General features: G+C 61.9%; 10 protein-coding genes. 6 read left to right on the top strand and 4 right to left on the bottom strand.

Features of this window, described 5'->3' with window-relative positions; translation table 11 throughout:
• Window positions 1-222 precede the first annotated feature (222 nt).
• Window positions 223-1,290 carry a COX15/CtaA family protein gene (locus tag KIO76_RS16420; protein WP_213324267.1) on the bottom strand — a complete coding sequence of 356 codons (1,068 nt, stop codon included), beginning with the start codon at window positions 1,288-1,290 and terminating at the stop codon, window positions 223-225.
• Window positions 1,291-1,456: 166 nt separating this feature from the next.
• Here KIO76_RS16420 and KIO76_RS16415 point away from each other — a divergent pair, with 166 nt between their 5' ends.
• Window positions 1,457-1,672 (top strand): DUF2842 domain-containing protein, encoded by a 216-nt coding sequence (locus KIO76_RS16415; RefSeq protein ID WP_213324266.1) that lies wholly within the window; start codon window positions 1,457-1,459, stop codon window positions 1,670-1,672.
• 8 nt (window positions 1,673-1,680) lie between these two features.
• Here KIO76_RS16415 and KIO76_RS16410 read toward each other — a convergent pair whose 3' ends face one another.
• Window positions 1,681-2,736 carry a polysaccharide deacetylase family protein gene (locus KIO76_RS16410; protein WP_213324265.1) on the bottom strand — a complete coding sequence of 352 codons (1,056 nt, stop codon included), beginning with the start codon at window positions 2,734-2,736 and terminating at the stop codon, window positions 1,681-1,683.
• Window positions 2,737-2,961: 225 nt separating this feature from the next.
• Between KIO76_RS16410 and KIO76_RS16405 the strand changes: the two genes are divergently transcribed.
• Window positions 2,962-4,179, top strand: a complete 1,218-nt coding sequence (locus KIO76_RS16405; RefSeq protein ID WP_213324264.1) for a GNAT family N-acetyltransferase — start codon at window positions 2,962-2,964, stop codon at window positions 4,177-4,179.
• Window positions 4,180-4,206: 27 nt separating this feature from the next.
• On the opposite strand, the gene KIO76_RS16400 is transcribed toward KIO76_RS16405, so the two are convergent.
• A complete protein-coding gene (locus tag KIO76_RS16400) occupies window positions 4,207-4,662 on the bottom strand; it encodes a cupin domain-containing protein (protein WP_213325298.1) in 456 nt (151 codons plus the stop codon).
• Window positions 4,663-4,842: 180 nt separating this feature from the next.
• Window positions 4,843-6,996, bottom strand: coding sequence for a GumC family protein (locus tag KIO76_RS16395; protein ID WP_213324263.1), 2,154 nt, complete (start codon window positions 6,994-6,996; stop codon window positions 4,843-4,845).
• A 174-nt stretch (window positions 6,997-7,170) separates the two neighbouring features.
• Between KIO76_RS16395 and KIO76_RS16390 the strand changes: the two genes are divergently transcribed.
• The 4 genes from KIO76_RS16390 to KIO76_RS16375 all read left to right on the top strand — a co-directional run bounded on the left by KIO76_RS16390 (window position 7,171) and on the right by KIO76_RS16375 (window position 12,096).
• Window positions 7,171-7,734 (top strand): polysaccharide biosynthesis/export family protein, encoded by a 564-nt coding sequence (locus tag KIO76_RS16390; protein ID WP_213324262.1) that lies wholly within the window; start codon window positions 7,171-7,173, stop codon window positions 7,732-7,734.
• 93 nt (window positions 7,735-7,827) lie between these two features.
• Window positions 7,828-8,958, top strand: a complete 1,131-nt coding sequence (locus KIO76_RS16385) for a glycosyltransferase (RefSeq protein WP_349629391.1) — start codon at window positions 7,828-7,830, stop codon at window positions 8,956-8,958.
• Between the two features lie 116 nt (window positions 8,959-9,074).
• Window positions 9,075-10,592, top strand: coding sequence for an undecaprenyl-phosphate glucose phosphotransferase (locus KIO76_RS16380; protein WP_213324261.1), 1,518 nt, complete (start codon window positions 9,075-9,077; stop codon window positions 10,590-10,592).
• Window positions 10,593-10,698: 106 nt separating this feature from the next.
• The gene (locus KIO76_RS16375; RefSeq protein ID WP_213324260.1) at window positions 10,699-12,096 is read left to right on the top strand and encodes an O-antigen ligase family protein; all 1,398 of its coding nucleotides are present in this window, start codon (window positions 10,699-10,701) and stop codon (window positions 12,094-12,096) included.
• Window positions 12,097-12,246 lie beyond the last annotated feature (150 nt).

Raw genomic sequence — 12,246 nt, 5'->3', positions numbered from 1 at the left:
TCTCCTCATCCTGTCCTTCTCCCCGCCGGGGAGAAGGGCTACCACCGGGATAAGGGCTCCCCCCTCTCCGGCGCGGGAGACATCGCGCCGCCGGCACGGGTGACGGACATACGCCCTTGAAAGCGGAAAAATTTCCATTCGGGAGAGAGGACGCTGGCGACAGCGGTTTTGCTCGTCTGCGAATCTTCACAGGAGCTTAGCGAAGCTTCCGCATAAAATGATTCAGGCCGGCCGCACCAGCAGCCGGCGATGCGCGGTGGCGTGGCCAAGGAGCAGCATCGCAAAACCCTGATGCAGAAGGCCGGCCCAGACCGGGACTACGAGCAGCAGGGTCACGATGCCGATAGCCGCCTGAATAACGACCAACGCGGCCAGAATCCCGGCCCGGCGCGCCGCCGGTGTGCCTGCCGCGACCCGACGGGCCTGACAGGCATGCCATAAGACGACCGCCAACAGGATATAGGCGCCGAGACGGTGGTTGAACTGCACCGCCGCAATGGATTCAATGAAGTTCAGCCAAAGCGGTTTGATCGGTAGCAGTGTGTCCAGTTGTGGCGTGAGGCCTCCGTCCATCAAAGGCCATGTGTTGAAGGCGAGCCCTGCGTCCAGACCCGCTACCAAGGCGCCAAGAGCGATCTGCACCAGAATGAGAACCAGGACGAGGCTGGCGCCGAAAGCGAGTCCGCGCTCGCTCTCCCGGACAGGCCGGGGCCTGAGGCCGACCGCCACCCAGAGCAGCGCGACGAAGATGGCCGAGGCCGCCATGAGGTGAGCCATCAGTTTCACCGGCGCAACAGCTGTCATGCCGGGCTTGAGGCCGGAAGTCACCATGATCCAGCCGATCGCGCCCTGGAGACCGCCAAGCATCCCGATGCCAAGCAGAACGATCAAGAAGCGGCCCCGCACCCACCCTTTCGCGGCAAAGACGATCAACGGGAGGAGATAGGCCGCGCCGATGAGCCGGCCCAGGAAGCGATGCCCCCACTCCCAGAGATAGATCTGCTTGAACTCCGCGAGGCTCATTCCCTGGTTGAGAAGATGATACTGTGGAATCTGCTTGTATTTCTCGAACTCGGCGAGCCAAGCCGCTTCACTGAAGGGCAGCAAGGCCCCCGTGACTGGCTTCCATTCGGTGATGGAAAGACCGGAATCGGTCAGCCGCGTCGCGCCCCCCACGAGGATCATGACGAAGACGAGCCCCGCGACGCTGAACAGCCACGTCCGCAAAGCGCGCACGCGCGCAGCGCCATCCGCGCGAACCGTGCCGTTGATCTCTGCGACGCTGGCCATCGATACCCTCACCCATGCTCTCATGCAGCAGCACGGTCCCTCACCCCCTGCAGTTCGGCGGGGGTTGCGGACGGCGTGCAACCGACACATAGTCCGCGGCGGCCGCGGGAACAACGCTTCCTGCCGCCGCACCCTTGGTCATAGCCTGTTGCAGGAATGGATGGTCATGCGCCGGCGCACGCGCAAGTTTCTTGGTACGGTCTTCATGCTGGTCTTCGTCTGCGTCTATGCGCTGGTGGCCATGGCCCTGGCGCAAGGGCGCGTGCAGGCCTCGTCGAAGGGCGTCCAGATGGCCTTCTACGTGATTGTCGGGCTCGCCTGGATCCTGCCGCTGCTACCCCTCATCCGCTGGATGGAACGCCCGGACGCCACCGACCGCTGAGCGGTGTTCTAATTGACATTGAGATGCCGTCCACGGTTCCAAAGCAGGAACGGGACGCCGGAGGCAAGCGCCTGGACGGCAGCACCTGTCTGAAAGGCGCCGTTCAGCGAAACCCGCGGCAGCGCCTGCAAATGTCCGGCATGCTCGGCAAAGATATGGCCCGGCCGCGTCGTCACCGCGACCTCGAACCCCGCTTCGGCGGCCATGTCGAACTCCCTTGGGCCGGCAGAACCTCGATCACCGACCGGGTAGGCGAAATGCCGCACATCTATGCCGAGCTCGCGCTCGATCGTTTCGCGACTCTGGTACATCTCCGCCCGCGCGGTCTCCCGACTGTGCTTGGCCAGCATCGGATGGGTCATCGTGTGGGCGCCGATGGATACGCCCGCCTTACCTGACAGCGCGCGCAGGCCATCCCAATCGAGACAGAGGCGTTCCACCATCTCGATGCCATCGACGCCCGTACGCTGCGCGAGTTCGGCCACGACGGCACGCAGGCGTTCTTCTGTTCCGGCGCGCAACTGCCAATAAAGCTGGTCAAACGCTGTTGCTTTCTCGGTCGCGCTTCGGGCAGGCAGGCTGAGAGACAGCGGCTCACTCCCTCCCACCTCGACCTCGAGATGGTCGAGGCGACGGATCGCTTCCTCGAGCTCGAGCCACCAGAGCTGCGCGCTGCGATCGGCGAAGCCGGGCGTCACGAACAGGGTCCACGGCACTCCATGACGCTGAAGCACTGGTAGGGCGAATTCGGCGTTATCGCGATAGCCGTCGTCAAAGGTCACCGCGACGAATGGACGTCCGTCCGGCTCTCGAAGGCGCTGTGGGATATCGCCTAGAGCTACGAAATCATGGCTGCGCGCAAGAGTGTGGAGCGCCTGATCGAGAAAGTCCGGTGTGATCTCCAGAATAGCATTGGGAGCAAAGTCGCGCGGCACCCTCGGTCGGACATGGTGCAGCGTCAGGATCAGCCCCCGGCCCCGTGCAAAGGGTCCGAGCCACCGGTTCGCCTGGGTGGCGGCAATCATGGCAAAGCCCATGCGCAACACGGAATAGCGGATGCTCATGTCATCTCCCCCTCATCACGCCAGCACCATGAGCGAGAAAGATTGATCCAATCTTTTCAAGTGAGCGGGTTCAGTGGACGCGGTCTGATTTCACGTCCGCTAACTGCTTTCACAAGCATCGATTGACGCCGCTCTCCTCCCCCGCTACCTCCCCATTGGGCCATTGTCACTCGACCACGGCGGGCGGGGCCGAAGAAAACGCCTTCAGCACAGGATAGGATCGCCATGAGCAGCATGCCGAGCGAAGGGGCCGCGATGATGAAAATCGCTCCTCGCCTCGATGTCAGCCTCACGCCTGCCGCTACACGAAGGCTCGGCCTTGTCAGGATTCATCGCGACGTTGCCGCGATCGCCGGCCTCTGGCGTGAATTCGGCACCCGCGCGGTTGGCACCCCATACCAGATGTACGCCTGGGTGATGGCCTACGCCGATACCCTGGGCCGGGCGAACATGGAAACCCTGATCGTGGCCACCGTGGAGGACACGGCGGGCGAGCTCGTCATGCTGCTTCCGCTGGCGCTGCGCCGCCACAAGTCGACCACTGTCGCGACGTTACCCGGCGGCAAGCAGGCGAACTTCCATATGCCGCTGTTTGATCCGGATGCCCTTCCGCTGCTCGACGGGGCCGCCTGTCGCAAGATCCTGAACGAGATCGCACACGCCACCGGCAGCATCGATGTGTTTGCCTTCTCCAACCAGCCCGCGGAATGGCAGGGCATCCCCAATCCGTTCGCCAGCCTCGGCGGACATCGCAGTCCCAGCCCCGGCTTCAAGCGGGACCTCGACTTTCCCCCCGACAAGACAGCGCATGTGCTGCACGGTGGAGAGACGCGGAAGAAGATGCGTAAAAAGGAGCGGCGCCTCTCGGAAATAGGCGTGCTCGACTACCGGCGGGTGGAGGATCCTGTGGAAGCGGCGAAAGTGCTAGATGCTTTTCTTGACCAGAAGGGCCTGCGCTTTCAACAGAAGCACATCAACAATCCCTTCGCCAATCCCGCAGCGATCGCATTCCTGCAGCGCGGAAGCGAGAGGATAGAAAATCAAGAGCCGGCAATCGAACTTTACGCTCTCACAGTTGGAGACCGGATTATAGCAACCTTCGGTGGCACGAGCGCGGGCACGCGCTTCTGCGGAATGTTCAATTCCTTCTGCACCGAGGACGATGTCATCAAGTCCAGTCCCGGTGATCTCCTGTTGACCTATGTGATCGAGACCCAATGCCGGCGGGGCCTCGCAACATTCGATCTCGGGGTGGGCGAGGCTCCTTACAAGCTTGTCGTCTGCAACAAGATCGAAGAGCTCACGGACACATACCTGCCAGTGAGCCTCAAAGGACAAGCCTATGGCTTGGCCGACGGCGGCATGCGCGCAGCGAAGCGATGGGTGAAGCAGACGCCCTGGGCCAAAGCACTGCTCGAGCGCGTACGCCAAAGATTGCCCTGATTATGTACGCGCCCGGACGCGCATGGCTCAATCGCGGAGAACGGTATTGACCGCGCCTTTGTCGACCTGGTCGATGACGAGCAGTTTGACGGGCGTCGTGCCGATATTCGTGCCCTGGTGCCACTCCCCTATCATCTCGACGATGAAATCACCCGCCTTGTAATCATCGCTTTTCTTGGTGTCGGTATTCGTCACACGAAGATCTCCGGCAAGCACATAGGCGTAGCGCGGGAATGGGTGTTTGTGCACCGGCAGCGTTGCGCCTGGCGCGATATCGAACGTCGAGACGATGACCTCCGCATTGCCTTTCGGCAGCGTGATAGGCTGACCGCTCGCGGTTATTGTCGTGGCCACCAAAGGCGTCACGACAACGCCCGGCATGCCGGCGCTATGATTGTCGAAGGCTCGCGCCGGGCAGATGACCAAGAGTGCGGCCGTAGTCCCGCCGATCACACAAGCGCTGAAGTTGCCCAAATGCGCCATCGCTCCCACCCGTTGTTGATTGATTTCAACAAGATAAGGGGGAGTTTTCTCGCAAATCTGCGCTAAATGCCAGATAAAACTGGCGCATTGCACGACGAAACTGGCGTGTGATCGCGCCAGCGATCAAGATCCGCGTACCGCATCAGAGAATCTGGGCTGACACCATGGGCACAAAGCCACTCACGCCGCCCGGTGCAGCGGACCGTCGTTCTCCGACGGCGTAACCGCGACAACGATGTTCTGAGCCCCGAGGCCCTGCAAGTTCTGGTAGGCTTTCAAAGTCGCCTCCTCGTCGTCGGCCTCGCGGGACACCAGGACGGAGCCATCCGTGCGGCTTGCGAAGGCGCCGAGAATCGCCGGGTCCAGTCCGGGCGACAGACCACATACGACCCACTCATAGGTCTGATCGAGCGCCGAAAGCGACAGCGCGACAGCGTCCGGGTCGCGAACCAGCACCTCCGATGGTTGCGTGCCGTGCGCGACTACATGCAAGCGCGAACCTGCCTCACGCCCGAGCACTTCAGAAAAACCGGCGCGCTCGGTGACCAGGTCGGTCAGGCCCGGCTCCTCGAAGTCTACGTCCTTCACAACGACGAGATTGATGAGCACCGTCCGTGCGGTGCGCGACAGGTGACGGGCTAGGGCACGGGCCATGTCGGTACTGCCGGCAGTAACGTTGGCTTCCGCGACGAATAGCCGGCGTCCCCTCCCCTTGTGCTCCGGCAAGGCGAGCTTGGACAGGATGACGTCGAAACTGCCGCCTGCGTTGTCGGGAGGGTCTTCCGCCGACATGGCCGCAGGCGCGACGACATCACGGAACTCCGCGTCGATCGGCGCTGGCAGCGTCAGAAAGGGCTCCTGCGTCGCTTGTGTCATCGGCTGCGGAGCGGGGCCATAACTCTCCTCCTCACGCGCAATCGTTGCCCGGCCGGAGATCAGTTCCAGAGAAAGGACGGCGACAGATGTGAGGGCGAAAGTCGCAAGTGTGGCGATGAGAATGATCGGGACCTTCTTCGGGAAGGTCGGCGCGCTCGGCGCAACCGCTCGCGAAACAATACGAGCATCCGCTGGCGCGGCATCACGGCTATCGCGCACCTGGGCCTCGCGGTACTTGGCGAGAAAGCCCTCCAGCTGCTCGCGTTCACTGCGTGCATCCAGCTCCAGCGCCCGAAGCTTGACCTCATTTTCATTGGCGTCGACAGCAACCTGCTTCTGTGCGTTGATCGCAGCGACCAGGCTGTCCACCCGTGATCCCGCAAGGCGCGCATCGCTTTCGAAGGCACGCACCGCACGCTCGGCAGCCATCCGGATCTGGCCATCGAGGTCGCTGAGCTGGGCGTTCAGTTCCTTGATGCGCGGATGCTCCGGCAGAAGGTTGCGCGATTCCAGGGCAAGCTGGGTTCGCAGCGCAATACGCTGCTCCGTCAGCCGGCGCACGAGATCATTGTTGGCAACTTCAGGAATCTCGAGAAGATTGCCGGATCCTAACATGCTGCGGATCATCTTCGCCTTCGCCTGCGCGTCGGATTGCGCGGTGCGCGACGCGGCAAGCTGTGCTGAGAGATCGGCAAGTTGCTGCGTTGGCAGAGTAGCTGTTCCGCTTCCAAGCAGAAGCCCCGTCTTGGCACGGAAATCTTCAACACGCGCCTCAGCCTCGGCGACCCGCTTGCGCAATGGCTCGATATTGCTGGCGAGCCATTCAGAAGCTGAACGGGCCGCCTCTTGCTTCACCGTCTGCTGCAGGGCGATGTAGAGCTCGGCAACCGTATTGGCGACACGCGCCGCGAGATCGGGGTCCTCAGCGGTAAACTCGATCGCGAGCACGCGCGATTTCCCAACCTGGAAAACCTGCAGCCGCTCCGCAAACTTGTCGAGAGCGCGCTCTTCGGAATTGCCCGCCGGCGCCTGGCTCTTGATGCCAACGGCATTGGTGAGACGGCGGACCAGGCCGGGCGGCGCATCGGGATTGTTGAAGAGCGGATTATTGGTCAAGTCGAGTTTGCGGATCGCCTCGCGTGCGAGATCCCGCGACATGATCAGCTGGACCTGGCTCTGCACAGCCTCGCCATCAATCTGCCCCTGTAACTCAGGGGCCCCCCCTGGACGCGTGTAGAAGTTGTCTCCGTTCTGCAGGAAGATCCGGGTTTCCGCGGTGTAGCGCGGAGCCATCAGATTGACGGCAACCGCCGCACCTATGCACGCCAACAGGGTGGGTATGATGATCCAAAGCCGCCGCGCCACGACGGCGCGCCAGATTTGACCCACATCAAGATCGTCCACCGGCCGCGAAACGGCGCCTCTGTCTGCTGCACCGGCGCCAAAGAACTTCGACATAGGCTCACCCACGCATGTTTTGCGCCAAAAGAAAATCACTTCTTGGTTGCCGTAGAGTTAAGACCGCACCCATCGCGTGCTGCTCCCAACAGGGGGTACGCAGGACCGGCCCTGCTAATTCTTTATTAACCATGCGAGGCTACCGTGCAGTGCAGCATTAACAGCAGCAAGATCATGGCGCGCACACATTCGCTTGTTTATGCCCTCCTTATTGGCCTCGCCTGCGCAGCCTGCGCGCAACGTCAACCCGCGGTCGAGGTCTTTCGCGCTCTGCCATCTCAGCCCTATACCCTCGGCCCGGGTGACAAACTTCGCGTGATCGTATTCTCCCAGGATAACCTTTCAAACATCTACACGGTGGATGCGCAGGGCCGCATCACGATGCCACTCGTGGGCACGATCCCGGCGACAGGGCGCACGACCCAGGATCTCGCGAAACTCATCGAGCAGAAGCTGCGCGCCAGCTATCTGCGCGAGCCGCGTGTGACTGTAGAGGTCGATACCTATCGTCCGTTCTTCATTCTGGGTGAGGTGCAGAGCTCAGGTCAGTATCCGTTCGTCAGCGGCATGACCGTGCAGACTGCCGTCGCCATCGCGGGTGGTTTCTCGCCGCGCGCTGACCAAAACGAAGCCCAGATCACCCGCCAACAAGGCGGCAAGGTCGTCATCGGCACCGTCCCGCTCACTTATCCGGTGCAACCCGGCGATACGATCATGCTGAAGGAACGCTGGTTCTGAGGACAGCCGGATCATCCGCTCAAGTTCAAGCCTTGATCCCTTCATCAGGAAGGGCAACAATGGGTGCCGCCAACGGATGCTGGGGGAACTGCCGTGCGCATTCTGCATGTCTTCCGCACGCCGGTCGGCGGCCTCTTTCGCCATGTGATGGATCTGGCTCGCGGCCAAACCGAGCGCGGCCATGATGTTGGCATCATATGCGATGCGACCACGGGCGGCGCGCGCGCGGATGCGGCGCTTGCGGGGCTAGAGGCCACATTGTCGCTAAGCGTCAAGCGTGTCCCCATGGGCCGTCTGCCTGGACTTGGAGACATTGTGACGATCCGCAGGGTCGCCGCCCATGCCCGACAGCTTCGTCCCGACGTCATCCATGGCCATGGCGCCAAAGGCGGCCTGTTTGCTCGGCTGGCGACCAGGCGGGGGCGTGGTCCAGCGCTCGTCTATACACCCCACGGCGGCAGTTTCCACTATGGCCCCGGACATCCCGCTCACCACCTCTATATGGCTGCGGAACGCTATCTCGCGCGGCGCACCGATCTCTTTATCTTTGAAAGCGACTTCGTTCGCGCCCAGTTTCACCGCTACCTCGGCCCTTCCGGGCAATTGGAGAAGGTCGTCCACAACGGCCTCTCCGAGGAGGAGTTTTCCCTCCTCTCACATCCTTCTCCGGCCTTCGATCTTCTTTTCATCGGTGAACTCCGTGTCCTGAAGGGTGTGGATGTCCTGCTGGATGCGATCGCGCTGCTTCGGGACCGGGGCCATCCTGTCCCACGGCTCCTGATCGTAGGGGCCGGCCCCGACGAGGCGGCCTTCCAGGCTCAGATCGCCAAGCTCGGGCTGGCCTCCACCGTGACGATGAGGCGGCCATCGCCGATCCGCCATGTGCTGGGCGATGCCCGTGCAATGGTCGTCCCATCGCGCGCGGAATCCCTGCCCTACGTGATCCTGGAAGCAGCGGCCGCCGGGCAGCCGCTCATCGCGACCCATGTGGGCGGCATACCCGAGATCTTCGGCCCGGCCGGCGCGCGACTAGTTCCGCCTGCGGACGCGCCCGCGCTCGCTGACGCGATCGCACGAACCCTGGGCGATCCCGATCGCGCAACCGCGGATGCGCTCGCACTGCGCGATTATGTCCGTGCCCATTTCCTGATCGCTCAGATGGTAGACGGTATTCTGTTGGGATATGATGCCGCGGTCCGACATCGAGCAGAAGTGCGGCGTTAAAGCTTCCGTGACGCTTATCAATTAGGCATTCGTGCCGAAGTGACCCGTCGCCACACATCGTGGTGGATGATACTCGCCGGCTCGCGCGGGGTCTTGAGCCGGCAAAGAGGCGGCCTATGCCTACCTACGACATTCGTGATCTTCTCAAGCAGCCGATGCTCCCGGACGACGCCGAGCGGCCGCTGCCCCCCCTCGCGGAGGAGATCGCAGCGCGCCCCATCAAGCCGACCTATTCCCCGGTCGTTCTAGCCGGAATAGCGCGCGTTGTTGATTTCGTCATCGTCGCGGTCACCGGCCTTGCCGTGCACGCCCTCTATCTGACGCCAGGCAGCCAGTTCCCGATCATCCACGGCTTCACGATCCTGGCCATCGCGATGCTGACCGTCGTTGTGTTTCAAGCGCTCGGCATCTATCACGTCAGCTCATTCCGCGCGATGGTCACCCAGGGACTGCGCCTTCTCGGAGGATGGTGCGGGATCTTCCTCATTCTGATGGCCGCCCTCTTCTTCGCCAAGCGCGGCGAGGATTTTTCACGCGTCTGGCTCGCGAGCTGGTTCGTGGCAGGGCTCATCCTTCTGGTGGTGGGACGTACCATCCTGTCCTATGCCGTGAAGGCCTTGACTCGAGCCGGACGGCTTGACAGGCGTACAGCGATCGTCGGCGGGGGGCCTGCGGCGGAGGAACTCATCCGTGCGCTCGATGCCCAGCCGGACACCGGCCTGCGTATCTGCGGCGTCTTCGATGACCGTAGCGACGAACGCTCGCCCGACATCGTCGCCGGCTATCCCAAGCTTGGCAATGTGAGCGACCTCGTCGAATTTGCGCGCCGCGCGCATCTCGACCTCGTCATCTTTACGCTCCCGATCACGGCAGAAGATCGGCTCCTTTCCATGTTGCGGAAGCTGTGGGTGCTTCCCATCGACATAAGGCTCGCGGCGCATCGCAATAAGCTGAGGCTGCGTCCTCGCGCCTATTCCTACATTGGCGCCGTGCCGGTCCTAGACGTGTTCGACAAACCGATCGCTGATTGGGATCTGGTTCTGAAGTGGCTCTTCGATAAAATCGTCGGCGGACTTCTCATTATCCTGCTCTCGCCTGTGTTGGCAGCGACGGCGATCGCGGTGAAGCTTGATTCACGTGGTCCCATCTTGTTTCGCCAGAAGCGCTACGGCTTTAACAATGAGCTGATCGAGGTCTTCAAATTCCGCTCGATGTATGTGGACCAGTCCGACGCGGACGCCGCCCGCCTCGTCACAAAGGGAGATCCGCGGGTGACACGGGTCGGGCGCTTTATCCGCAAGACCTCGCTCGATGAATTGCCGCAACTATTCAACGTGGTGTTCAAGGGCGATCTGTCGCTGGTCGGCCCGCGTCCCCATGCTGTCAAGGCCAAAGCCGAGAACCGGCTCTATGACAAGGTGGTTGACGGCTATTTTGCGCGCCATCGCGTGAAGCCCGGTATCACCGGCTGGGCGCAAATCAACGGGTGGCGTGGCGAGACCGATACCGAGGAGAAACTCCAGCGCCGTGTCGAGCACGACCTTTTCTATATCGAGAACTGGTCGGTGCTCTTCGATCTCTATATCTTGGCGCGCACCCCATTTGCGTTACTCTCCACGGAGAACGCCTATTGACCGTGTGGATGCCCAAGCTGGATACGCAGAAGGCCGTCGCTCGCCACCGGGGAGCCGCGCCCGTCGTGCAGCGCTCCCGTTCTCTGCACTCCCTGCCGGCGGAATCATGGCCCAGGCTCACCCCATAGCCAAAACGCGCGGCGCCAATGGGGACACGTTGCGAAAGGGTGCGGGTGCCAGTCAGAATGCGTCACAACGCGCACCTGGACTTCGCGTAAGGCTAGCTCGCCTTGATAGTCTCACGCTTTGGCTCTTTGTATTCGCCGGCGCGTTCGTCCTCATCGAGCCCTCTCTGTACGAGTTGCTATTTCCACTCGCTCTCGGCGTCGCCCTGCTTATCGGCTTCCGGATCCCTGCCAGCGCAGCGCCGCTGATCGTTCTGTTGACATTGTTCAACATGGGCGGGGCGTTTGCATTGATGCCCTACCTCGACGAGAGCCGCAGCGTCATGTTCATCGTCATCTCGATCTATCTCGCGATGACGTCAGTCTTTTTTGCTTCGGTCCTCACACATGAGCCAGAGCGGCGGCTGGAAACGATCCGGTCGGCCCTGATCTGGTCGGCTTGGCCCGCCGGCATCGCCGGCCTCCTGGGATATTTCGACGTGGCTGGCCTCGGCAGCATCTTCACCGTTTACGGAAGAGCGTCCGGTACGTTCAAGGATCCAAATGTCATGGGCCCCTACATGGTGCTGCCCATCGTCTATATCGTTCAGGGGTTCATCGAGCGGCGCAGCGGCGCGTTGAAAACGATCGTCCTGCTCAGCGTGCCGCTCCTGGCGCTGTTCCTGTCGTTCTCGAGAGGCGCCTGGGCCGATCTGGTAGGTGCACTGGGGCTCCTATTCGCACTCAGTTTCGTCACCGGCGCGACCCTCGCCCAAAGGCGCATGATGATCGTCTATGCGCTCGGCTGCATGGCCGTTCTCGTGGTCATGCTGGGCATTGCCCTGTCCATCGATGGGGTGCGCGAGATCTTCACAATGCGGGCCTCGCTCTCGCAAGATTACGACGAAGGTGCAACAGGCCGCTTCGGCAACCAGTTGCGCAGCATTCCTCTCCTCCTCGATCATGTGAACGGTCTTGGGCCGCTGCGTTTTCACTACTATTTCAACGCCGACCCCCACAGCGTCTATATCAATGCCTTTGCATCCTATGGGTGGCTTGGTGGTCTATCCTACTTGACGCTGATCATCGCAACGTGGGTGATCGCCTGGCGCACCGTATTCCGACGCAGCCCCTTGCAATCCCACGCGATCGCGGTCTGGTCCGCGCTGATCGTGATAATAATCCAGGGCTTTCAGATCGACACCGACCATTGGCGCCAGTTCTACCTCATGCTTGGCTTGACCTGGGGCATTGCTGCCGCGAGCAAGACCCTTTCAACGGCAAGCATCCCGGCAACCGGCAACGCGCTGCTGCTCCAGGGGCCCCAACGCCAGCAGGCTCTCACCTATCAAACGCGTGCTCTGAGCCATACGCCACGAGAAGGCGACCGTATGGGATGATCACCCCTCTACATGAAGCGCCCATGCGGGGTGAATCACCGCGAGGCAAAAATAAAAAGCGCTTTTGACGCCTTTTTTGTCTCCGGTACCCCGTGCATTGCCCAAAACGGCCGATATGTCATGGGTCCAACCCGCTACTGCGCGACCGGC

Origin of the sequence: Chelatococcus sp. YT9, from assembly GCF_018398315.1 — a bacterium.
Lineage (GTDB): Bacteria > Pseudomonadota > Alphaproteobacteria > Rhizobiales > Beijerinckiaceae > Chelatococcus.
The sequence above is the reverse complement of the archived record's forward strand: the minus strand, read 5'-3'. Positions and strand labels throughout refer to the sequence as shown.

Bases quoted from the DNA above. Each gene is read 5' to 3' on its own strand.
- KIO76_RS16410 (WP_213324265.1), bottom strand. From the start codon at position 2,736: ATGAGCATCCGCTATTCCGTGTTGCGCATGGGCTTTGCCATGATTGCC.
- KIO76_RS16380 (WP_213324261.1), top strand. From the start codon at position 9,075: ATGCCTACCTACGACATTCGTGATCTTCTCAAGCAGCCGATGCTCCCG.
- KIO76_RS16375 (WP_213324260.1), top strand. From the start codon at position 10,699: ATGGCCCAGGCTCACCCCATAGCCAAAACGCGCGGCGCCAATGGGGAC.
- KIO76_RS16405 (WP_213324264.1), top strand. From the start codon at position 2,962: ATGAGCAGCATGCCGAGCGAAGGGGCCGCGATGATGAAAATCGCTCCT.
- KIO76_RS16415 (WP_213324266.1), top strand. From the start codon at position 1,457: ATGCGCCGGCGCACGCGCAAGTTTCTTGGTACGGTCTTCATGCTGGTC.
- KIO76_RS16390 (WP_213324262.1), top strand. From the start codon at position 7,171: ATGGCGCGCACACATTCGCTTGTTTATGCCCTCCTTATTGGCCTCGCC.
- KIO76_RS16400 (WP_213325298.1), bottom strand. From the start codon at position 4,662: ATGGCGCATTTGGGCAACTTCAGCGCTTGTGTGATCGGCGGGACTACG.
- KIO76_RS16420 (WP_213324267.1), bottom strand. From the start codon at position 1,290: ATGGCCAGCGTCGCAGAGATCAACGGCACGGTTCGCGCGGATGGCGCT.
- KIO76_RS16395 (WP_213324263.1), bottom strand. From the start codon at position 6,996: ATGTCGAAGTTCTTTGGCGCCGGTGCAGCAGACAGAGGCGCCGTTTCG.